At 41.0% G+C, this 24,148-nt stretch carries 18 protein-coding genes; 9 read left to right on the top strand and 9 right to left on the bottom strand.

The genetic code is table 11. The features are described 5' to 3' along the window. Window positions 1–166: 166 nt before the first annotated feature. Window positions 167–1,375 (bottom strand): HhoA/HhoB/HtrA family serine endopeptidase, encoded by a 1,209-nt coding sequence (locus tag AACX33_RS24420; protein WP_193998303.1) that lies wholly within the window; start codon window positions 1,373–1,375, stop codon window positions 167–169. A gap of 463 nt (window positions 1,376–1,838) precedes the next feature. Between AACX33_RS24420 and AACX33_RS24415 the strand changes: the two genes are divergently transcribed. Further along, window positions 1,839–2,717 (top strand): LysM peptidoglycan-binding domain-containing M23 family metallopeptidase, encoded by an 879-nt coding sequence (locus AACX33_RS24415; protein ID WP_193998304.1) that lies wholly within the window; start codon window positions 1,839–1,841, stop codon window positions 2,715–2,717. 76 nt (window positions 2,718–2,793) lie between these two features. Here AACX33_RS24415 and AACX33_RS24410 read toward each other — a convergent pair whose 3' ends face one another. Beyond that, on the bottom strand, window positions 2,794–3,819 hold the full coding sequence (locus AACX33_RS24410) for an isochorismatase (RefSeq protein WP_193998305.1): 1,026 nt from the start codon (window positions 3,817–3,819) through the stop codon (window positions 2,794–2,796). A 160-nt stretch (window positions 3,820–3,979) separates the two neighbouring features. Between AACX33_RS24410 and AACX33_RS24405 the strand changes: the two genes are divergently transcribed. From AACX33_RS24405 to AACX33_RS24375, 7 genes are all read left to right on the top strand, one after another. After that, window positions 3,980–5,038 (top strand): ParA family protein, encoded by a 1,059-nt coding sequence (locus AACX33_RS24405; protein ID WP_193998306.1) that lies wholly within the window; start codon window positions 3,980–3,982, stop codon window positions 5,036–5,038. Further along, a complete protein-coding gene (locus tag AACX33_RS24400; RefSeq protein WP_193998307.1) occupies window positions 5,022–5,771 on the top strand; it encodes a HEPN domain-containing protein in 750 nt (249 codons plus the stop codon). The genes AACX33_RS24405 and AACX33_RS24400 overlap by 17 nt, the downstream gene beginning before the upstream one ends. 113 nt (window positions 5,772–5,884) lie before the next feature. Then, entirely contained in the window at window positions 5,885–7,111 is a 1,227-nt protein-coding gene (gene ispG / locus AACX33_RS24395; RefSeq protein WP_193998308.1) for a (E)-4-hydroxy-3-methylbut-2-enyl-diphosphate synthase, read from the top strand. A gap of 239 nt (window positions 7,112–7,350) precedes the next feature. Continuing rightward, window positions 7,351–8,637 carry a carboxyl-terminal processing protease CtpC gene (ctpC, locus tag AACX33_RS24390; RefSeq protein WP_193998309.1) on the top strand — a complete coding sequence of 429 codons (1,287 nt, stop codon included), beginning with the start codon at window positions 7,351–7,353 and terminating at the stop codon, window positions 8,635–8,637. 155 nt (window positions 8,638–8,792) lie between these two features. Continuing rightward, window positions 8,793–9,800, top strand: a complete 1,008-nt coding sequence (locus tag AACX33_RS24385; protein WP_193998310.1) for a zinc-binding dehydrogenase — start codon at window positions 8,793–8,795, stop codon at window positions 9,798–9,800. Further along, entirely contained in the window at window positions 9,797–12,097 is a 2,301-nt protein-coding gene (locus AACX33_RS24380; protein ID WP_193998311.1) for a pentapeptide repeat-containing protein, read from the top strand. The genes AACX33_RS24385 and AACX33_RS24380 overlap by 4 nt, the downstream gene beginning before the upstream one ends. A gap of 213 nt (window positions 12,098–12,310) precedes the next feature. Continuing rightward, window positions 12,311–12,616 carry a hypothetical protein gene (locus AACX33_RS24375; RefSeq protein ID WP_193998312.1) on the top strand — a complete coding sequence of 102 codons (306 nt, stop codon included), beginning with the start codon at window positions 12,311–12,313 and terminating at the stop codon, window positions 12,614–12,616. 944 nt (window positions 12,617–13,560) lie between these two features. Here the strand turns inward: AACX33_RS24375 and AACX33_RS24370 are convergent. The 6 genes from AACX33_RS24370 to ilvN all read right to left on the bottom strand — a co-directional run bounded on the left by AACX33_RS24370 (window position 13,561) and on the right by ilvN (window position 22,475). After that, entirely contained in the window at window positions 13,561–13,854 is a 294-nt protein-coding gene (locus tag AACX33_RS24370) for a hypothetical protein (RefSeq protein ID WP_193998313.1), read from the bottom strand. Between the two features lie 778 nt (window positions 13,855–14,632). Then, entirely contained in the window at window positions 14,633–14,899 is a 267-nt protein-coding gene (locus AACX33_RS24365; RefSeq protein WP_193998314.1) for a hypothetical protein, read from the bottom strand. Between the two features lie 428 nt (window positions 14,900–15,327). Then, the gene (locus AACX33_RS24360) at window positions 15,328–16,107 is read right to left on the bottom strand and encodes a peptidylprolyl isomerase (protein WP_193998315.1); all 780 of its coding nucleotides are present in this window, start codon (window positions 16,105–16,107) and stop codon (window positions 15,328–15,330) included. Between the two features lie 67 nt (window positions 16,108–16,174). Continuing rightward, window positions 16,175–17,728, bottom strand: a complete 1,554-nt coding sequence (locus AACX33_RS24355; RefSeq protein ID WP_193998316.1) for an HlyD family efflux transporter periplasmic adaptor subunit — start codon at window positions 17,726–17,728, stop codon at window positions 16,175–16,177. A 208-nt stretch (window positions 17,729–17,936) separates the two neighbouring features. Then, complete coding sequence (locus tag AACX33_RS24350; RefSeq protein ID WP_193998317.1) at window positions 17,937–21,041, bottom strand: peptidase domain-containing ABC transporter; 3,105 nt, start codon at window positions 21,039–21,041, stop codon at window positions 17,937–17,939. 915 nt (window positions 21,042–21,956) lie between these two features. After that, complete coding sequence (gene ilvN, locus AACX33_RS24345; protein ID WP_193998318.1) at window positions 21,957–22,475, bottom strand: acetolactate synthase small subunit; 519 nt, start codon at window positions 22,473–22,475, stop codon at window positions 21,957–21,959. Between the two features lie 285 nt (window positions 22,476–22,760). Between ilvN and AACX33_RS24340 the strand changes: the two genes are divergently transcribed. After that, window positions 22,761–23,129 carry a BON domain-containing protein gene (locus AACX33_RS24340; protein WP_193998319.1) on the top strand — a complete coding sequence of 123 codons (369 nt, stop codon included), beginning with the start codon at window positions 22,761–22,763 and terminating at the stop codon, window positions 23,127–23,129. Between the two features lie 26 nt (window positions 23,130–23,155). Here AACX33_RS24340 and AACX33_RS24335 read toward each other — a convergent pair whose 3' ends face one another. Continuing rightward, complete coding sequence (locus AACX33_RS24335) at window positions 23,156–24,112, bottom strand: alpha/beta fold hydrolase (RefSeq protein ID WP_193998320.1); 957 nt, start codon at window positions 24,110–24,112, stop codon at window positions 23,156–23,158. Window positions 24,113–24,148 lie beyond the last annotated feature (36 nt).

The following is a 24,148-nucleotide window of genomic DNA, read 5'->3' as shown; positions in this document are numbered from 1 at the left end:
GAGGGGTTGGGGGTGGGGTGACATGATTGTGGTAATCGTAACTAATTAAACGGACATGATATTAATTATTGGTTTTTGGACTTTTGCAAGAAGTCTCATCAGCGATTTTCCAGAGTTCAGGGGATGAAAAAATGGCGGAAGTCGAGATTAAGACTCAAAAGCACAACTACTTTAGATCGGGATAGGAGCCTGATTCCACTTTCAAGGTTTGAACTTTACCATTGCGGTTAACTTCAATTGCCAAGATATCCCCAACTGTGCTGGATTCTACCAGTTTCTGGACTAGGGCTGCGATGTTTACTGGTTTACCGTTGATTTTTTGAATCACGTCTCCAGGAAGCAGCCCCGATTCTTCTGCTGGTGAGTTTTCCATGACTCCTTCAATCACAACACCAGTTTTCTGCTGAATATTCAGGTTTTTCTGTTGATTAAGCTCTTGTCTTTTGGTCGGAGATAAATCTGTCATTTTAATCCCCAAGAAAGGATGTTCTGCACGTCCTTTGGTAAATAGTTCATTAGCAATCCGAGCTGCGGTTTCAATCGGGATAGCAAAGCCCAATCCTTGAGCATCGGCGCGGATAGCAGTATTAATCCCAATCACTTCACCTTGGGCATTTAACAACGGGCCACCAGAGTTACCAGGGTTAATGGCGGCATCAGTTTGGATAAAACTGACTCGCTTATCAGGGACACCAACTTGAGCGCTGGTGCGACCAGTAGCGCTGATAATGCCGATAGTGACAGTATTATCTAAACCCAAAGGATTGCCAATAGCGATCGCCCATTGTCCTGGGATAAGATTTTGCGAATTTCCCAATTTAACCGTAGGCAATTTATTTTCGGGAATTTTCACCACTGCCACATCTGTAATCGGATCGACTCCCACCACTCTCCCCTTAAAAGTCCGACCATCTTTGAGAGTCACTTGCACAGTATCTGTATCCGCCACCACATGGGCATTAGTCAGCAATAGTCCATTTTCACTCAAAATAAATCCTGACCCCGTACCGCGCTCAATCCGTTCTGTGGGAATTGGTTGCTCATCATCCCCAAAAAATCGCCGCAACAGGGGATTTTTCAAAGCGTCTGAAATCGGATTAGCCACCTTGCGGGTAGCATTAATGCGTACTACCGCCGGGCCGACTTTCTGCACTGCTGAGGCAATAAAATTCAGGTTATCACCCCCAGTAGCCCCACTAGCTCCGCCCACAGCATGAGGAACTACAGATTCTGGAGACGATGCCACCGTAATATTTCTTAATTCTTTAAACGAGCGATTGTGTGGTAGCAGATAACGACTGCCCAACACACCTGCACCACTACCAATCGCCAGTAGAGATAGATAAATAGCTAGTTGCTTTAAAGGTAAATTCATAATCATTACGTTTAGACAAAGCAGTGCAGTTGCTAATTTCTAAGTGTAGTCAAGCTAACGGCAATTGGACAGATAAATTTACAGACAAAAAGACAATAGTTTCCCAAAACATGGGGACGGAAGAGGCAGGGGAGCCGGGAGCGGAGAGCCGGGGAAGCTTGTCAAGAGTTTCCAGGCAAGGTTTATACATTCTTTCTCACCAGATATCTGATGGAAACTGCTGTATCTATAGCAATCGCCAAAGCAGTTAGGGCGTGAAAAAATCCCAAAACCAATTCACAGCAAGCATTTGAATTTTGAATTTTGAATTTTGAATTTTGCTATACCTCCCCACAAGCCGATTCCCCAACTAAAATCTAAAGTTAACGCTCTGTTGACCAATAGTTCCTTAATGGTACAAGCCCCCTAATTTATCTGTGGGTCGAACCAAAAACTAAAATCTAAAATTGTTTGAGTTTTATATATGACTTTTCCCTATCGTCTACTTTTGCTCTGTAGCCTAGTTGGTACTGTCGGGCTAACATCCACACCCCTGAACTCAAACAGCGCCCAAGCAGCCGCTAGTTGTCAAACTCCTGCGTTATCTCGCTTCCAGCGCCATCAAGTTAATCGTGGTGAAACTTTGGAAAGCATAGCACAGCGCTACAATCTCACGCCGTCAACCCTAATCAATATGAATCCTGCTATCAGAAACGGCAGCGTGACGGTTGGTAGCGAGCTGCAAATTCCTCCCTACAATGGGATGGTTGTACAAGTGCCTAGCGGACAAACTTGGCGACAGGTGGCAGAAAAATATGAAGTTCGTGCCGATACACTGTTTGAAATCAATGGTTGTCAACAAGACCCCAGAGTTGTATTTGTTCCAGCAGGAAAAGTTTCACCAAGTCGCCCCATAACTGAGTCTCCCGCACCTGCTGATACACCGCCTATATCCATTGCTGGGTATCCTTTGCAGAAAATGGCAACGGTGCTACTTCCTTATGGCTGGCAGATTAATCCTAGTTCTCGTGAAGTGTTTTTTCATAGCGGTGTGGATTTGTTGGCTTCTGTGGGTAGTCCTGTACAAGCGATCGCTCCGGGAACTATAGTGTTTGCTGATCAGCAAGGTACTTATGGCCAGTTGATCATCGTGAATCATAGTGGCGGACTCCAAAGCCGTTACGCCCATCTTGGTGAGATTAAAGTTTCCGTAGGTCAAAAAGTTAATGAGGGTGACTTGCTGGGAACCGTAGGTACTACTGGAGAGCCTACCGGAAGTCAGCCACACCTCCATTTTGAAATGCGCTCTAGCTCGGATTTGGGTTGGGTGGCGGAAGATCCTAAAGCTTATCTGAAGCAGTGAGGATTTTAACGCAGAGGGGCGCGGAGGGAAGCGCATACCGCAATCGGAACCCGCAGGGTAGGTAGGCGGAGGAGGTTTAAAAGGTGTGACTGGATTTGATGATCTGCATTCCGGCTGCTGCAAATTTTCTAAATGCTGTGTCTGCTTGTTCTGTGTAGTCCACTACACCAGGGACGACTACAGGGGATGTGCAGTTTTCTAGTAAATAAATTTTTTGGCTCAGGGTGCTATCTATCTGTTTAATTTCTGTGAGCAAATCGTCAATTGTCCAGGCGACGCAGTGGCTTTTGGCTTGACCTGCAATTATGACAGCATCAAATTCTAGTAGTTGTTTAATCAGGGGTGTGTTTTTTTGGGCGAGTGGGTTTTGGTTAAAATCTGTTAAAACTTCTGGACTTAAAACGGAGTAATTTTCTGTGAGGGGATTATCTCCTTTGATTTCAAATTGTGTCTGGGTTTGACGCGCAATGCTATGGAAAAATATTGCTTCTTCAACTGATGAAACTAAGGCATGACCAATTCCGCCTAACATGGAGTGATAAGGCCAAACTGTGAGGGGATATTTCCCATTTTGGCTGAGTTGTTTAACGTAATGGTAAGCGTGTTTTTCTAATAATTCATAATTGCCATTGGTAATACTGCTTGCTACTGCTGGGTTAACTTTCCAAATACCTGTTTCTATATCTGCTGGGGTAATGTTAGTTGCGGCTGGTGTCGGATGTTCACCTGCATCGTTAATCCAAAATATGGGATGAAAAATTTGTGTTGCAGTGTGGGTGTCTAATGTGGGAATAATTTTGGTAATTAATCCTAAATTGCGATAAATAAACTCACATATCCGCCTATTATCATCAACTGCCCCAGTCCCGGATTTACCACCGACAAATAATTCAAATCCGGGGATACAGAATGTGTTCTGCACATCAATTAAAAGTAGGCAAATATTGGTTTTATCTAAAGCTGCTGGTTGAATATTATGTTGTTCTGCCCAAGCTTCGGCTGCTGCGGCTATTTCTTGATAGGGTACGCGCCAGACTTCTCCAACTTTTTCAGCGTTGAAGTGAGGAGGAATTGGTAGCTGAGTTTTTCTCCGGGTATTCATAATTTAATTAAAGCCTTAGACTAATGTAAATACAGATGCGTTAAGAAACTCAACTCTTTTGTATCTAATCTGTTGACTATTGACAAGCTATAATAATTAATACAGGTTTTTCTACTATACCTGTATTCAATAGAGTTTATAATTATCAAAGGCAAAAAAGATGGCTCAAAAGATTGCCTTGTTCAATCACAAAGGTGGTGTCAGTAAGACCACAACTATTTTTAACTTAGGTTGGATGCTTGCTTCAAAGGGTAAGAGAGTTATCCTTGTAGATACTGATCCTGAATGTAATCTTACACGTATCGCTCTAAAAGCGGAAACCGAAGACGACGAAGCAAGAATAGAAAACATCTACAACACACATTCAAATATCAAGACTGCCTTGGCTCCTGCATTTGAGTCACAACCAAGGGCTATTGAAGCTGTAGATTGTATTCCGATAGAAGGTCAAGAGGGTTTATTTTTGTTACCTGGTCATGTGGGCTTTACTGAATACGAAGTAATATTAAGTAAAGCCCAAGAAATTAGTGGTTCAATACAGAAACTCAAAAACTTGCCGGGTGCGATTTCGGATCTCTTGGAAAAAACTGCTAATAAATTTAATGCTGACTACATTTTGATTGATATGAGTCCAAGTTTAGGAGCAATCAATCAAAATTTATTAATGACAAGTGACTTTTTCTTAGTCCCTATATCTGCGGATTTATTTTCTGTGCTAGGAATTGATGCTCTGTCAAGAATTTTACCAAAGTGGTGTAACTGGGCAAGGATCACAAGTGCAAACCATATACTAAAAGAAGCTGCTTATCCATTCCCACATTTTAAATTGAAATTTTTAGGAACTATAGTTCAAAAATATAGAATTGTCAGAGGGAAAGAAACAGCCGCATTTCAAACTTGGATAGCAAAAATCAAGAATGTAGTTAAAAATAAATTAGTACCAATTCTAGATAAGAATCATCTATTACTACCTCAGCAGGTATATACTGAACAAGGTATGAATAGCAGTTTCACTCTGGCAGAAATTTCTAACTTTAACAGTTTAATTGCTATCTCACAGGAACACAGTACACCAGTTTATGCGTTAACACCTGAGCAATTAGGAACTGGTATAGTAGGCGAGAATAATCAAAAAAAGCAAGAGGAATTTAAAACAACTTTTTCTGAATTAGCAGATAAAATTATTGCACTATCATCCAGTTATGCAGTCAGCGCTTGACCAATTTCGTATTAGTATTCAGCGTGTTCGGGATCTGATTGCTCTTCATAACTCAGTTAAGGCTCAACCTACTGCTGCTCAGGATATCTCCGACATTTTACGATCTGCCCTAGTTTTAGGAGTGAGTGCTTTGGATTATTATATCCATGAGGTTGTCACATTAGGTATGCTGGAAATTCATCGAGGAACGCGCCCTGAGCCAGCAGTTCCAAGAAATTCCACTCAATCATCCTTTTCACGTTTTCAGGTTTCTCTAGGAAATGCGCGTGAAGATAGAAAAATATCTATAGATATTGCTTCTTGGATAGAGAGTGAAATACAGCAGAGTCATGGAGATGATTTTTTGCAGGAATCTCATAATATATCCAGTTTGATTCCAGTTATTTCAAATATTATTTGGAATAAACTAAATAATACCTCATGGTTAGAAGATGAAATTAGAGAAACTTTGAGCTATAAAAGTTTCCAGGAACCAGAAAAAATCGCAGAGGCAGTTAGATACATCTCCAATCAAAAATTATGGGAAGAAGTTGCGAATAAAATGGGCAGGCGCGATAAAGATATTAAGCAACAACTAAAATTAATTGTAGATCGTAGGAATAAAATTGCTCATGAAGCTGATATAGATCCTACTCTTAGCTTAGGTAATCGCCGGGATATCGATGAATCAATGGTTAATGATGCAGTTAATTTCATTGAGCAAGTGGTTGAGAGTATTCATCAAATTTTGTAGACTTGTCCCTTTTTTTCGATTTTCTCGTCCAAAAATGCTCTGACTGTGGCAATCTGAGAGACAGAGGCTTTCAATCTGATATTTTAACTACAGCAAATTTACCTAATTAGGTTATGCAAACTCTGCCAACTCCTACAACCATTGACACCACAGCAGTTAAACCCATTTTTGATACCAAAATTCAGCGGCGTAAAACCCGACCTGTCAAAGTGGGAGATGTGACTATTGGGGGTAACTACCCAGTGGTAGTGCAGTCGATGATTAACGAGGATACTCTTGATATTGATGGTTCCGTAGCAGCGATTCGTCGTTTACACGAAATTGGTTGTGAAATTGTCCGCGTCACAGTGCCAAGTATGGCTCACGCTAGAGTGATGGCGGAAATTAAACAAAGATTAATTAAAACTTACCAAGATGTGCCAATCGTAGCCGATGTGCATCACAATGGCCTGAAAATCGCCTTGGAAGTCGCCAAGCACATCGAAAAAGTGCGAATTAATCCGGGGTTGTATGTGTTTGAGAAACCCAACTCCAATAGAAGCGAATATACTAAAACCGAATTTGATGAAATTGGCGACAAAATCCGCGAAACTCTAGAACCTTTAGTGGTTTCCTTGCGAGATCAAGGTAAAGCCATGCGAATTGGCGTAAATCATGGTTCTCTGGCGGAAAGAATGCTATTTACCTACGGCGACACCCCAGAAGGAATGGTGGAATCTGCCTTAGAGTTTATTCGCATTTGTGAATCTTTAGATTTCCGCAACTTGGTAATTTCCATGAAAGCCTCACGGGTTCCCGTGATGATAGCCGCTTATCGGATGATGGCTAAACGCTTGGATGAACTGGGTATGGATTATCCTTTGCATTTGGGTGTCACAGAAGCCGGTGATGGTGAATATGGACGCATTAAATCCACAGCCGGAATTGCCACATTACTAACTGATGGCATTGGCGATACAATTCGCGTGTCACTGACAGAAGCCCCAGAAAAGGAAATTCCCGTCTGCTACAGCATTCTGCAAGCTTTAGGATTGCGGAAAACAATGGTGGAGTATGTCGCTTGTCCTTCTTGTGGGCGGACTTTATTCAATTTAGAAGAAGTTTTACACAAAGTCCGGGAAGCTACCAAACACTTAACTGGGTTGGACGTAGCCGTGATGGGTTGCATTGTGAATGGCCCTGGAGAAATGGCAGATGCTGACTATGGTTATGTTGGTAAAACACCAGGTTACATTTCTTTATATCGTGGCCGAGAAGAAATTAAAAAAGTCCCAGAAGCCCAAGGAGTTGAGGAATTGATTAACCTGATTAAGGCAGATGGACGTTGGGTAGAACCGTAAAGGGGCAGGGGAGCGGGGAGCAGGGAGCAAGGGGGAGTTAGAAATTACTTTAAACTTCCGGTTACTTAACAACCGTTCCTCTTCTCCGCTGCACTCTGCCCCCTGCCCCCGTTCCTCTTCTCCCCGGATTGTCAAGTATTTTAATGAAATTAGTAACACATGGTTAGTCTGTACAGTGTAACCCTGTGTTAGATTGGGCATACTGACTATATATTCCTCCCTCTGACGCAGCTGTCATTATGGTGATTACAAAAAGTAGACTTGTTTTGGGTGCTACGGCCGTGACGCTTTCCACGATTGCTGTTACTAGCCTGGGCATTCACTCTCGAGGTCAGGCTTTATTTAAAGCAAGTCCCAAAGAATTAGTAGACGAAGTTTGGCAAATTGTTCAGCGCCAATATGTAGATGGTACTTTTAATCAAGTCGATTGGCTGGCTGTGCGGAAGGAGTACTTAGGCAAGTCCTACAGTAGTCAGCAAGATGCCTATACATCCATCCGGGAAATGCTGAAGAAGCTGGATGATCCCTATACCCGGTTTATGGACCCAGAAGAGTTCAAGAATATGCAAGTTGACACCTCTGGGGAACTCACTGGTATTGGCATCACCATCAGTCAAGATGAAGAAACGAAAAAGATTGTGGTGATTTCGCCCATTGATGATACACCTGCATTTAAAGCGGGGATTTTGGCGAAGGATATCATCACCAAAATTAATGGTAAAAGCACTGAGGGGATGGATACCAACGAAGCAGTATCCATGATTCGTGGTGAGCCAGGAACGAAAATCAATCTCACAATTGAACGTGACGGTCAAGCCAAACAGTTTGAAATCACACGCGCCCGCATTGAAATTCATCCAGTTAAATATTCCACACAGCCAACTCCAGCAGGTAAACTCGGTTATATTCGCCTAAATCAGTTCAGCGCCAATGCTAGCCGGGAAATGCAAAGCGCGATCAGAGATTTAGAAAGGCAACGTGTAGACGGATATATTATGGATTTACGTGGTAATCCAGGTGGTTTACTCTTCTCTAGTGTGGAAATTGCTCGAATGTGGCTGGATAGAGGGACAATTGTTTCCACTATTGACCGCCGGGGTGAACAAGAGCGGGAAGTGGCTAGGGGTCGGGCTTTGACGAATAAACCCCTGGTGATATTAGTTGATAAAGGATCAGCTAGTGCCAGTGAAATTCTTTCAGGAGCTTTGCAGGATAATAAACGTGCCGTTTTGGTGGGTTCTCAAACTTTCGGTAAAGGTTTAGTGCAATCGGTGCGTCCTTTAGAAGATGGTTCGGGTTTAGCGGTGACAATTGCTAAATATATTACTCCCAATGGTACAGATATCAATAAACACGGCGTTGATCCCGATGTGACTGTGGACTTGTCTGATGAGCAGCGTGAAGAATTGTGGTTGAAGCAGCGTGAAAAACTGGCTACACTCGCAGACCCTCAATTTGCTAAAGCTGTGGAAGTTTTGGGTAAGGAAATTGCTGCTAAAGGTATAACTAGTTCTGATAAAAAGTGAATTTGTCTACGATGCTGAAGGGGTGTCAGGTTTTGCGCTCCTTCGCATCAGCGATTTTTATCAACTAACCACAGAGACACAGAGAAATAAGAAAGAGTTTGTCCTCCTGATTGCGCTAAAGTTGCAAATAACTGTGCATTTAGGAGGAAATGTTTGTGAAAGCCGTTTTAATGACAGCAGCCGGTAGTCCTGAAGTTTTGCAATTACAGGATGTGCCAAAACCTATTTTACCTTTAGAAAATAGTCAGCTTTTAGTCCACCTAGTAGCGGCTGGTGTTAACCCTATTGATACAAAACTCCGTCAGCGAGGTACTTTTTACCCTGAACAAATGCCGGCGATTTTAGGCTGTGATGGTGCTGGTGTTGTTGAAGGTGTGGGTGCTGGTGTTGAAAGATTTCGCTTGGGTGATGAGGTATATTTTTGCTATGGTGGTCTGGGCGCACAACAAGGTAATTATGCAGAATATACTGTGGTTGATGAGCGATTTGTGGCACGTAAACCTGCGTCGGTTTCCTTTGCAGAAGCCGCAGCAGCGCCTCTAGTATTAATTACTGCGTGGGAAGCTTTGTATGAACGGGGGAGATTAGCACCTGGGGAACGGGTGTTGATTCATGCGGGTGCTGGTGGTGTTGGTCATGTCGCGATTCAATTGGCAAAACTCAAGGGTGCTTCTGTCTGCACTACTGTGAGTTCTCAGGAAAAGGCCAATTTTGTGAAAGAACTCGGTGCTGATGAAGTAATTTTTTATCAAGAAACGGATTTTGTCGCGGCGGTGTTAAATTGGACTGGTGGTGAAGGTGTCGATTTAGCTTTTGATACTGTTGGCGGCGAAACTTTTAACAAAACTTTTCCGGCTGTGCGGGTATATGGTGATATTGTGACGATTCTGGAACCAAAGGCTGATACTGTTTGGAAGACTGCTAGATCACGTAATCTCCGCGTTGGGTTAGAATTAATGCTGACTCCGATGTTGCAAGGTTTGGAGGAGAGTCTGAAGCATCATGCAGAAATTTTGGCACAGTGTGCTACTTGGATGGATGAAGGTAAGTTGAAAGTTCAGGTGAGCCATCGGTTTGCTTTGGCGGAAGCGGCTCAGGCTCATCAAGTTTTGGAATCTGGTGCGATGATGGGTAAAGTTGTTCTGCTGATGAGTGATGAGTGATTGAATTTTTTTTTAAACGCATTCGCCTGAGGCGTTCCCGCAGGGTAGGGGCGCGGAGATCAGCGCAAAGGGTCGCGGAGATTGGATTCTGTGTATCTCTGCGTTGGGTTTGTATATATGTCTGCGTTATATTGGCTTGGCTTTTCTTTTCTTTACCTGCTGGGGCTACCCAAACCCAACCGGAACGCATTCCTTTAAGTCTGGAGTTGTTGCAGGAACGATTGCATACTCCGATCATTCGTGAGGGTAATTTGACTGTAGATTTACGGCAGATGGTGATTGATTTGCGACCGGAGAATGGGGAATTTCGGGATAATTTTTATCTGTTGCTGCGAAAGGAGTTACAAAAGTCGGGGACTAAGCCTTTGGGTTTAGATTTGAGTAATTCTCTGATTCAGGGGAATTTTGTGGGTAGCGATTTGGGTTTGAGAACTCCTCTCTACGCCCCGGTTATATCTAGTGAACAGCCTGTAAGTGTCTATGCTCCTATTTTGACGAGTAGTGAACAAGAACAACTGGCACACTTGCGTTCTGTTTGTTTGCAATCTTTAGCGATCGCTTTACCTAATTCTAAGGACTGTCGCGCCCTTTTGGGAAGTCAGCCGACTGCATCTAGTGAAATCAGTGTGTTTCGTGGTTCTTTAACTCTGGTGCAAACTCGCTTCAATGGGGAAGTGCTGTTTCCGAATACATTCTTTTTTCAGTCGGTGAATGCTAAAAATGCTATTTTTCTGCAGCCGACTAATTGGGCTGAAACTAGATTTAGCCGTTCTGTGCGCTTCACTGGGGCGAATTTCCGGCAATTGACTAATTTTCAGACAAGTGTTTTTTTTGCTCAGGCTAATTTTGAGAAAGCGCAATTTCAGGACAAGGTTGATTTTCAAGATAGCACTTTTGAAGAGACTGCTAAATTCAATGAGGCTAGTTTTAAGGAATCAGCTAAATTCAATCGGGCGCAATGGCGGGGGAATGTTGATTTTTCTGGTGTACGCTTTGCTGATACAGCACAGTTTACTCAGGCGAATTTCCATCAGGATCTTTTTCTGGCAGAAGCTATTTTTGAGCAAGCTGTAATTTTTCGAGAGGTGCTGTTTAAGCAAGCTGTAAATTTACGTGGTGCTAGCATTTTTAACCAAGCCGATTTTAGTGATGCGAGGTTTGCTAAGGAGGCTTTTTTAAATGTCCCTGGTTTAACTTTTAATTCTAACCAAGCGAAGATTTTAGGTAATCCCGGTGAAATTGGCAAGATGTTTCGCGTTCCGACTTCCCAAGGTAATCAAAACATTTTGCGGAATTTGGGGCAGAATTTCCGTCAGCAGCAACAAATCGCCGATGCGAATCAGTTGGAATATACAAAACAAAAACTGCGACTCAGGGAACTCAGCCATCGTTTGGTGGATAGAAATATTAATAGTGCTACCCGAAAAATTTTGGTTAATTTGGGTTTTAGTGCAACTCAGGCGGAAGCGATCGCGCAGCGTCGAATTATAGAACCGTTTCGCAATACCAGTGACTTGTTAAGTTTACCAGATATTGATTTAGCAACATACAACCAATTAAGCGATCGCCTAGTAATTGCTGAACCTTTTTCCCCTGGTGGCTGGTTGCTACAAGCTGCAAGATGGTTGGCTTTGAGTGTACTGCTGCTGCTTAGTGGCTATGGTACCAGCTTTTGGTTAGTCTTTGGCGTGGGCGGAGTGGCGATCGCTTACTTTGGCTGGCTATTTTGGCTAGTGGATCGCTATCGTCGCTTGCATCCTGTGCCAATTATTCCCACATTTTACGAAACCACATGGATATTGGCTGGTTTTAGCTTTTTAACCCTCTTTAGCTTATTAGCTATCTTCCGCAATGCTGAACAGCCTTGGCTGACACTAGGGTGTCTTTTCATGATTATTGTTCCCTTACCAATAATTTTATTAATCCGACTTTACCAACAAGGCCGCTATCACGATTTAATGGACGTTTCCTATTTCACAGAAGACGGTACTTTTCGGCAGTTACGATTACTAATTGGGCGATTACCAGTCATACCAAGATATCAAATGTTTCGTGAACGATATCTGCATTTATTATGGAACCGCCGTTGGAACTGGTTAAATTACTACGACTTTAGTCTCAACAATTTAGTCAGGTTAGGATTTAACGATATTCGCCTACGAGATGAACATTTACCAGGTATTATCGCCACACTTGCTTGGTATCAGTGGAGTTTGGGTGTACTTTACATCACCCTAGTTTTGTGGACTCTTTCTCGCACTATTCCCGGATTAAACTTACTGATTTATCTTAAGTAATCTGCAACATCAAAATTCTATAATTCGATGCATCTATCTAATGATAGATTTAAAATTAAAAAATTATCTTAATTGATTTAGGATTATTTCCATTTAATTTATCTGAGCTTTTTATTTTAAATAATAAATTAATGAAATGCTTATCTGAGCTTTTAACGGTTTTTTTATGATATCTTTATAAAGAATCCAGACATATTTTCAACGGTAACAAGCATGGTTATTAAAGACTTAGAATATTGCGAAATAACAGCACATGAAGACAATATTATTGGGGGGATAGAGACTACTACCGATATTCAATCATATCTGGCATCAGGATATGCTGAGATAACGGCTTCAGCAGCCGCAGTTGGAGACAACTCTAACACCTTTACCAACACTAGTAGTATTGTAGATGATAGTGGTTGGGTGAGGATTAGTAAGGTTGAGGGAATAGCGTTAGCTACGGCTAGAGATAGTATAAATTCCTCCACGTCGTACAAAAAAGAAATTGTAATTTTAATCACCAATAAATACTAAGATATCTGTTTGAATTTGTGATTTTTCAGCTTTAAACTCAAATTTCCTGTTTTACCACCAAAGTCCCATCGTATAGTTTTCTTATTTCAATATTTGCAATTTTTTGTAATACCCTAATCTTGATAAGAGTAGGGTATTACTTATAGCATTATGACTTGATGAGGCACTGTAAACATCATTGCTATTCAGGAATAAGGACTAATAACCAAGGGTTTAAAATCCCACACCTATGAAAACATCGCTGTCAATCGTTTTCATAGGCATGGGATGAGTGAAAATTTTATAGTTTTCTACAACTTTATTTGGTTCACATAACTAATATAGCTTTAGGAAATATCGAAATCAATCATATTCTAGTTAAAATATAAAAATCTAATTTGATTGTTACTGAAATGCTGTGATTAATCTCACTTTTCTCATTGCCATATTCCGAAGCTATACTTTTCGCTTCAGCAATAATCTTGCTATCAGATGAAGCTATACCTTGGCTAAAACTGGATAACGAGGCACAATTTTAGCATCTACTCTTATTCATTAGGTAAATATAGAAATCCGGTTTGATTTATAAAAAAATTAAGTATTGTAGGGTGCGTTAGGATGAAGTCCGTAACGCACCATTATTAAGGCTTTAGTGCCGTACTCTCCCCGCTAACACACCCTACGTGTCTGTTCAAAAATCAAATATGAGTCCTATAGTAGTTACATCCAGTCGAAATATTATTGTCACGAGCTTATGCAGGTATTTATAATTTTTCTACATTTATCTTACATAATTTATTGTCTTAGCTCAATCTGAAATATTAAATATGGTTCAGCTTACTTGCTTTGCCAAGAACTTTTTAAAGTCTTCAGCAACTACGTTTTCAGATTCAGAGATAGAGATAGAGAGCGACTAAAAGCCACGATCTATCTCTATCATCATCTTAATCTATTAACTTATTGTCTTATTTGACAGCAGCAGCTGTTGAACGGGAAGCAGCATCAGATGAAACACCTTCGTATACTTCTGCAAAGGTGATAGTTTCAGCATCAGTGTTTTTACCGTATGCTTGAGCTATTGCCTGAGCGTCAGCAAAGTTGCCGTAAACGTCAACCTTTATATCAACTTTCTTGAAGATGTCAACATTTACTTTGCTATCGATTTTTTCATCTTTCTTGTTATCGATCTTGAAACCGCCACCACCAACAATAGCAGAACCCTCAACAGCTTCTAAAATGTTTAGATCAGAAATAATCATGAGTTATTCTTGGTAATTTTCTAGTTGGTTATAGGAATTGTTTTGTAACCAATTTGCTCTGATTGGTTATGTTTCTAACATATTTGATTACCCTAAGAAAGTAACTAGGTTATTTTTCGTTTTTTCCGAAAAATAATTCATGTACTTAGATTCATCCACTCAATCTGTAGCTTTAACCAACCAGGGAATAATTCTGTAATGATTTTTTGGATTAATGACTCATCTAAGGGAGGTTGACTAATTTATTCACCCAAATTAAAGATACTTTTTTTGGAGCCACAATTAGCTTGAGAATCTGCGGCGGAGTTCCAGTAAATATAACAACCGCAATTTCTGGGGTAAAATCTTTGCGGTGTCGTGGTCCCTGATATCTGATCCGGTAAAATCTGAATATTTAAACAATTATTCTCTTATGTAACCATCTTGAAACTGGCTTTAATATGTTAATTCACTTATTTATAGATATTTTTTTTATAAAAATATAACAACTTTTTATGAATGATTCAAACAAGCTTATACAATCAAAGTCTTTCAATGGAAATAAATTAAAAAATATCGTTGAAATGGTTTAAAAGCATTCCAACGATACGATTACTACCTGATTACAATATAAGTTGGACAGCTGTTGGTCTCAACTATAGAATAATTACAGGCAAAGATTAATTTGAGAAGTCAGACAAAACCCAGCTAAAAAATGGTTTTATTTATTCTCAAATTGGACACCACCTTCAACTTCTTAATAGATTCTTGAGATAATCTAATTATCGATTGAATCTACTTATTCAAAGCTAATTGTTGGGGTGACTATAACTTTAACATCAGTGTCTTGCTTGATTGTTAAGCCGTTGTCATACTTGTCATACTTGTCATACTTGTCATACTTGTCATACTTGTCATACTTGTCATACTTGTCATACTTGTCCTTTTTCTCCTTTTTGTCATACTTGTCATATTTGTCATCACATTTATAACTAGTTAACCAACAACCGCCAATAACATTTTCAGCTGTAACAGTTTCTAAGATGTTTAAATCAGAAATAATCATTGAGTTTCTCCTGGGAAATTTAGGTTTTTTCTAGCCGATTTCTTTTGTTTGGCTATGTTCTTAATATAAACGATTAACTAGGAAAGTCAATATCTCATGCAATGCTTTTTTATCAAAAACATGAATATCAATATATAGATAAATTTCCTAGATTTTTCTTAGAATTAAACCTGTTAACGCAAAAATTAGGCAACAGATTCTATTGCCTAAAGACAGATTTAGTAAATTAAATTTAATCCAATTTACAATAGGTTATAAACACTATTTATGAGCATGGCTATATTTATTAGCCATAAATATTTGCCAATAAATTATCGCCATCTAATTGGATAGCTAATTACAGACAATTTAGACAAACATAGAAGAGAGGATTATCCTCTCTTATTACCATTGATGAACCAACTATTTGCGGTTTAACTAGCTATAAATTAAGACTGCTTCAGTAATTCTTTCTCTGGCTGTAAGGTATCTGAATCTAGCTGAGTAATGATTTCCATACATTCGATTTGTTGCTTTAACCAATCGGTGAATAATTCTGTAATAATTTTTTCGCGTAACGATTCATCTAATTGGGGTTGACTAATTTCTTCTACCCAAATTAAATACACTCCTTTTGAAGTTGCAATTGGCTTGAGAATCTGCGGGGGAGTTGCAGCAAATACAGCAGCGGCAATTTCTGGGCGAAAATCTTTGCGGTGTCGCCGTCCCTGATATCCATAAGTACTGCGAAGCTCTGGTTCAGGGATATATAGGCGAGCAATTTCGGGAAAACTGATTTCTCCTTCTTCCATCGCATAAAACATTTCTAAAGCCAAGTCTTTATCATCAAAAATGATTTCATAGGTGATGGCGGCGACATAATCTAGTTGGTGTTGATAAAAGAACCGTTCGACTTCGGAGTTAAATAGAGAATTTGCTAACTTCTTGGACAGGATTTTGTTGTGGACTGATTCTTCAAACTCATTCACAGAAAGATAGTTTTTTTCTAGCCATATCAATGTATCTTGAGCTTTGACAAGCTTCTTGGCTAAACGTAATTGATCTCCTTCTTCCTGTATTTCTTCTGGTGTCACAGTGATTCCTGAGCGTTCGGCTACTTCTGCAACAATCTTTTGCGATGCGATCGCCTCTACAAGACCAGGAACTTGCGATGATAGTTTGAGGCTGTGAATAATGTCCGAACCAGAAATAGTCAGAATTTGAGACATGAGACAATCCCTGTAGTAATCTTGCTATTTTGTGATTGCTCTACAACCAATGACCAATAACTAATGACTAAATCTCTAAACCGTTTTTGTGCAATTTTTTGAACGGATCTAAAACAAAATCAATCACGCGTCGCTGACGCAGAATAACTTCAGCATTTGCTGTTTGTCCAGGGGTTAATGGAATACGTTTAGCACCATTTTGGATATAGTTCTGTTCTAAAACAATTTCTAACTCATAGGTTTCTATATTTCCTTGGGGTGTTTGATTGATTTTAGAGTCAGGAGAAATCCAAGCAACTTTGCCTTCTACAATGCCATATTCCTGGAAAGGGAAGGCATCAAACTTGATTTTCACCGGCATTCCCACATTTAAGAAGCCACTATCCTGGATCGGTATATTAGCTTTGAGTACGATTTCACTATTTTGGGGTGCAATGTCAGCAATCCTCTGACCGACTTGTACCACTTCTCCCGGCTTGGTGACTGGTAACTCAAAAATAATCCCATCAATAGGCGATCGCACTACTCGTTGCTGCATTTGTAGATTTAAAGATGTGATTGTGCTGTTAGTTTGAGCAATCTCCGATTGTAAATTAGCAAGTTGTGTTTCTAGATTCTTGAGTTGTTCTTCATATTTAAGTACAGCCAATTTACCAGATTGCAGTAAGCTTTGATAACTGTTTTTCTCGGCTTGCATTTGATGTTTGGCTTGCTCAATATCAGATTCCAACTGATTCATTGTGGACTGATAGCGGCTCGTTTCTTCAGCCAAGCGTAATTGTGCTTGTTTGACATCAGATTGCGCTCTGGCGTAGAGTCTTTGGCTTTCTTGCTCTTCTTTTTTGAGTTGGTCAACTTGATTTACCGAAACCGCACCATCGTTCACAAGTTGCTGAAAGCGTTTAACTTGCCGGGAATCTATAGTCAAACGACCTTGAGCCGATTGTTGATCATTTTTAGCAGTTTGAATCTGCTGCCGCACCTGATTGACTAATGATTGTCTTTCTAACTTTTGCAGGTTATAACTATTTTGTTTTAACCCCAGGTTTTGCTCTGCCTGGTTGACTTGGGACATTTTTTCTAAAGCTTGAAATTGGTTTTGTTGTTTCTGAATACTCAGTGTCAACTGTAGTTGGTTTTTCAGCACATCCAACTGCGTTTCTTGATTTAGCAGTGCCGAGAGTTTAGCTTCGGCTTGCTGAATTTCCGTTTGCAAAATATCAGAATCAAGTTCCAGCAGCACCTGTCCGAAGGTTACAGTTTGGCCTTCTGTCACCTTCACAGCTTTGACACTTCCTCCGGTTTGTGAGTCCAATTTTTGGGTTGCACCTTGAGGTTCTATACGTCCTCTGGCGTTACCAGTTTCATCTACTTTCGATAAAGTTGCCCAAGGTAAAGCCAGAGATGCAAAGCCTAGCAGGACATAAAAGACACCACGAGTCCAGACCTTTGGTAAAGCATCTAGCAGTTCTTCAGTACCGTAATATAAATCTTGGGTATGACCTTCGGGAATGGTCTGATGAGAGTTAGTAGTTTCTTCGCTAGGTTGAAGATAAATTTGATACTCATCCTGCTCTTTTTTCAGAAGTATAGATGAGGAATTGGGAGAGGCATTAGGCATAGTTTTATGGGGAATGGGTTTAAAGAAATGGGGAATTTTGGCGTTGCTGAAACCAAGTATGAATTTAGGTGTAGAGAAGTTACATGGAAGGTTTCTACAGTGGTTTTGAGATTATCAAAAATCATATTTATACTTCAAATCAGCAACGCCGGAATTTTAGATTGCAATCCAAAATCTAAAATCTAAAATCCAAAATTGATTGATTGAATTAAACTACTTGAGCTAGTTGTTGTTGATTGAGATAGTAGTAATGTCCTTGTTTAGCGATTAATTCGTCATGAGTACCGCTTTCTACTAATACGCCTCGATCTAAAACTAAAATTAGATCAGCATTGCGGACAGTGGAAAGGCGATGGGCAATAATGACGCTGGTACGCCCTTGGAGAATTGTTTTGAAGTTGTTCTGAATAATCCTTTCTGATTCCGAGTCTAGGTGACTGGTGGCTTCATCAAATAGTAATAACCGGGGGTTGCCGAGTAAAGCTCTGGCAATGGCTAGGCGTTGGCGTTGTCCACCAGAAAGCATTCCGCCACTTTCACCAATTTGGGATTCATAACCCATTGGCATTTGCTGAATAAATTCATCTGCGCCAGCCCATCGTGCGGCTTGTGTAATTTCTTCTAAGGTAGCTTCTGGGTGGGCAATGCCTATGTTTTCTCGAATGGTGCCACCAAATAGAAAGGTGTCTTGATCAACTACACCGATTTGAGAACGTAGCGATCGCAAGGATATATTATTAACATCAAAGCCGTCAATCAGAACTTTGCCATCTGTTGGTGGGTATAAACCTAAAATCAACTTGCTCAAAGTTGTTTTTCCTGAACCACTGCGCCCCACTACTGCTACCATTTGATCTGGCTGGATTTCAAAGTTGATATTTTCCAGCACATTAGTCTCACTTTCGGCATGATAACGAAATGTGACATTTTGAAAGCAAATGCGACCATTGAGTCTATCTAGAGGCTTGCGGGGTTTGTTTTGCAAGTCTTCTTCTGGTTCGGCTTCTAAAACATCATTAATCCGTTCTGTAGAAATAATAATTTCCTGCAATTCATTCCACAGCATTGATAGCCGTTGAAACGGACTCAAGACGTTACCCACCAACATATTGAAAGCTACTAATTGCCCCATTGTCAGTTCTCCTTGAATGACTTGCCATGCGCCAAACCACATCAAGGAAGCATTGACAAAGGTTTGAATAACGCCACTAATGATTCGCAGGCGATTACCAATCACTTGGGCATGAAAGCCTTTTTTAACTAAATCATTTAGCAGCTCTTCCCAATGCCAGCGTACTGTCTGTTCAATGGCTAATGAACGCACTGTGCGAATGCCTGATAGAGATTCGATCAGATAACTATTTTCTTTGGCTCCAGCGTTAAAAATCTCTCTGGAAATACGACGCAAAATATTTGTGCTTGCCAGTGCCAGAATAAAAAATGGCGGCACTGTAAATAGTACGAATAAAGTCATGCGCCAGCTATACCAAAACATCATGCTCAGATAGATCACTAATGTCAGCATATCCAGGATGATTGATAAGGTTTCGCCGGTGAGGAAGCGCTGAATTTTTTGGTTTTCTTGAATCCGAGAGACAATATCTCCGACATAACGCGACTCGAAATAAGCCAGGGGTAAGCGGAAGGTATGTTTAATAAAACCCACAAGTAGGGAGATGCTGACGCGATTGGCTGTGTGATCCAGCAGATATTGCCGCACTGCATTCATGGCAATGCCGAACAAACCAAAAACGATCATTCCCATACCTACGGCGTTTAAGGTGGGAATGCTGCCTTGCACCAGGACTCGATCTAGTAATAGCTGGGTAAATACTGGGGTTACTAGTCCAAATATTTGCATCAGCACACTGGCGACGAAGACTTCTAGTAGTACTGAATAGTGCGGTTTAATTAATTCAAAGAATTTCCAGAAGTTGGCACTCTCATTCTTGGTCTGTTTCAGCAGCTCTGTAGGTTGCAGTAGTAAGGCATAACCAGTCCAACCGGCATTAAATTGGCTTCTGGTCAGCTTTCGTTGACCGATGGCAGGATCACCGACGATGACGCGCTTTTTGGTGATTTCATAAACGACAATGAAGTGGTTACCTTCCCAATGTGCGATCGCAGGTAAAGATTGTTCGGCAAACTTATCGAAAGTAGCTTTCACCGGACGGGTAGCAAAACCGAGGTTTTCTCCTACTGCTGCTAAGGCACGTAGAGATGCACCACTGCGGCTAACGTTGGTCATATCCCGCAAGCGATTTACACTCAAGTGTTTACCCCAATACTTCCCAACCATCACTAAGCAAGCACAGCCACAGTCTGAAGCACTTTGTTGTGCATAGAAGGGATAGCGTTTGCTCAAACGTTTCCACCAATGCCCCATTTGCACTTTCGGACTGGGAAAGTAAGGCAGTGGTTTATTCTGCTGTGCTGGTGATTCTGGTTCTCGCTGGCGAAAGGGTATAACTTGGGCTATGGGGTATGGGCGTGGTCTTTTGGATGGGGAAGAGTCGCTTCTATTCGTGTTTTTCCATTCCGTCTGATTTCCCGTCTCCGCAGTTGTGTATTGTTCAGGCTGAGGAACAAAGGCAGCTAAATCCTGGCAGTGTTCCAGTGCTTTTGGCCAGTTGGAACTTTTGAGAATGTAAGCAATTGTTGGTTGTATGGCTTGCCAATGACCCTGATTCGGTTCAGCAGAGATTTGGGCTGGTGTCAAAGAGTGACCATCGGAATGTAGTAGTTGACCTTTGTACAACAGCCATAATTGGGAATCGGGGAATTGAGTATTTACAGAGCCAATCTCTAGGTTGTGTCGCTCAAAGAAGGATAAAGCCTTGAGCATCGCCTGAAATTGGGCGGGGTGTGCCGGAAATTGTGAGTTTTGGCGACATGAAAGCAGTAAATCCCATAGTTCTGCACGAGAAAACAAGCGATCGCGAATTTGAGGATATTTATCCATCAATCCTTGCAATACCTCTTGTCTGAGATACCCAAGTTCTAAATTTGTCGAAGCTCTGGCGGTGTAATCACTAAAGTTTGACTCTGGAAACAAAGTCATTTCACCAAATGAAGACCACACTGATAGAGTCGTTATTAAGTCATCAGAACTATCTGACAATCTGACTTTACCTGCAAGAATGACGTAGATACCAGCGTTCATTTTTGCGGATTGCCAGAACTGCTTTGCCACTGGTGGCTCCACCAGTTCCATAGATGCCAAACAGCTTTGCAGTTCTTGTTTTAAAAGCGTCTCTCCCAAAGTGTAAGTTAGTTTCTCACCTAAATATTGATGGGAAAATACCGTTGTCATAACCTAACCTCCAAAACAGAATTAGTTATTGGTCTATATCAGACTGAATAACTAATAAAAAGTGGGTGAATGGCAAAAACCTGATTGCGGCTAAAACTTTTGGATAAATCAGAACTATTTAGTTATGCTGATTTTTCATGAGAAGATCAAGTATTGTCCATTCAGGGATTTCTCAATCACAAACATCCTCAATTTTCTTGTGGGATAGGTGTTTGCAGCCGTCACTGATTCGAGGTAGGCAGGATGCCCAACTCCACAAAATAGACAATTTATGTGTGAAAAATCCCTAATTTAACAACGATGTTAAGTAGGTAAATAAAAATAAATGAAACTTTGTTACGAAGACTTGAGTTTGGTAAATATGAGAAATAACTGCTAAAACACCCATAAACAGCGACTAGTAAATTTAAGTTTAATTTCACCCACTTAGTTAGTTGATCAAATGAGGATCTCGTCGTTGTATCAGCCTAAAAATTGAATTTCAGTATGTTTAATTTTGCTGCTTTTCCCAACTGTAATTGTGATTAACATTGTAATCAACCATCAATTTTGTAACAGGTTTTAAGTCTTTGTGTCATGCCATACTGGCATAACTTTGTTGAAAAATGCATTTTTATTTTTAAATAGAATATTTATCTATTTTATAATCTATTTTGCGAAATTTTCAGCAATAATATTAGGTTAATATTCGTTTTTTGATGCAATAACTTATATAAATATGCCCAAATGGCATAATTTGATGGCTATGAGATCCTCTTGAGCAATTAAATAAATGTTAAAAACTTTAGATGAAAAGTAGGGGGAGCGGGCGAAGCTGGAGAATAAATGTAGCCACAATGCAGATTTAATTGCAATTTTTTGAGAAAAATTTGTGGGAGTGTCAACAGGTCTGCTGGCTCTCCACACATTTGACAATTAAACTTTGGCTTCTAAAGATTTCAGCAACTCAGTATTTACACCAGACTCACGAGTCAGGGCAATTTTGCCAGTGCGGGCGATTTCCCTCAGACCAAATTTTTGTAAGACTTGGACGATGGCCACCATCTTACCAGGATCTCCCACAACTTCGAGAGTGACAGAATCTTCAGACACATCTACCACTCGCGCCCGGAAAATTTGAGCCAGTTCGACTACTTCTGGGCGATTGCTGCTAGTAGCATTCACTTTCAAAAGCATCAATTCTCGCTCTACACAAGGAGTTTCGGTGATGTCTTGGACTTTAAGGACATTGACTAACTTATACAGTTGCTTGGTGAGTTGCTCAATTACGCGATCGTCTCCGGGTACAATCATCGTAATGCGGGAAACTCCTCCTTGCTCTGCTGGACCAACTGCGAGGCTTTCTATATTAAAGCCACGACGCGCAAATAAACTAGAGATACGGGACAAAACCCCCGCCTCATCTTCTACCAAAACGGAAAGGGTATGTTTCATCTTCGCCAAATCAAGCTCAGGCAAGTATTTCACTAATGTAAACACTAGCTCAGGACTGCCCTACAAGTACTGCTTACTAAATTGCTAAATTATCAGTCTAAGGTTTCATTTTAAACTCAATACCTGCAATCATTACAGTTTCTCCAGAGAAGTTATGGAAAAATCATACTGAAAGCAGACACCTTTGGAGGTGCATATCTTTACATCGGCAGATGTGGATTATTTGTCAAGCATTTATCCTGGGGATATCATGGCTATTTAAGTAAAAATCGGAGAACAGCTGTTATGAGTTGGTTAAAAAGACTGTTTGGATTAGAGAAACCGAAAAATGCCCAAGTAAATCCTCAACCGCAGCAAGTACCGCCAAGTGCTAGTACTAGCGCGGCTCCTGCTACTACGCAATCAATTCCGCCAGAACGTTTGGGATTGAATGGAGAATACGACCAAAGCGGGTTAGCCAAGCGGGTGGCTTTGGCGTTTGATGAAGATTCGCAACTTACTGATATTGAAACTCTCTGGGTGGCTCAAACAAGTAGCACTGTGGTTTTGAAAGGTAAAGTTCCCAGCCAAGATATCCTCAACAAGATGGTGGCGGCGGCACGTTCAGTTAATGGTGCTACAGGTGTTGATACTAATGAAGTCACTGTTGGATAATTCGTAATTAGCAGATCACAAGGGTTTCATTGATTGGGAATCAGTGGCTTGTCCGGGCTGTGCTGCATTGGTGGCTGAGTCTGACTGTGCCTGTTAATCCAATCTAGAATCACTTGATTAATTTGTTCTGGGCATTCATCATGGGGACAATGCCCAGCATTTTCTAAGTTAAGTAATTCGAGCTTTTCGTTGTATTGAGTAAATCTCTGTGCCAGTACAGGTGGGACAAATTTGTCTTTCTGCCCCCAAATCAGCAGCATTGGCACTGTTAAGGTGGGTAATATCGTTTTGACACTAGGACTAAAGTTAACAGCGATCGCAGCTCGAAACAAGGCACTAAAAGCACGGGCTGAACCTCTGTCTTGGGGCGGCCCTGCTAAAATGTCCACCAGTTCATCGGTGATGGCTTCAGGATTGGCGTAAGCAAGACTAACCCAGCGACGCACAAAGCCGGGTCGGCGGACGATGCTAAATATAGGTTTGAGAATCAACGGGGAAGCAACTAACTTTTTAATTCCCATGACCAGAGGTCGCAGGAACGGCGGGATGGCTTCTTGTTCTAAGGATGGGTCGGGCAAACTCATCATGACTATCCCCTGCACCATTTCCGGATGGGCGGCGGCGGCGGCTAAGGAAATGAGTGAGCCGTTGGAATTACCGATTAATATGACTGGTTGACGAATAAATGCTTTCCAAAATTCGTAGACTTGCTCCACCCAAAGTTCTATGCTGTAATTGGCTGGGGCTTTCTGGGAAGCACCAAAACCGAGCATATCTAGGGCGTAAACGGTATGGTGTTCGCCTAAGACTGCTAAATTATGTCGCCAATGTCCAATGGATGCACCAAAACCATGTAGCAGGATTAAGGGTGTTGTTGATTTATTTTGGCTAGGTCGGATGTAGGTGTAACGAGTTTGCCAGCCTCGCCAAACCCAATCTCTTTGATTACCAACCCTTTGTTGCCAGTGTACCGTGGTGGTCACATTTGCCTCCGATTTATGAACCCCACCCCCAGCCCC

This window comes from Nodularia sp. LEGE 04288, from assembly GCF_963896525.1.
Taxonomy (GTDB): Bacteria; Cyanobacteriota; Cyanobacteriia; order Cyanobacteriales; family Nostocaceae; genus Nodularia.
This window is presented reverse-complemented; position numbering and strand designations above follow the sequence as displayed.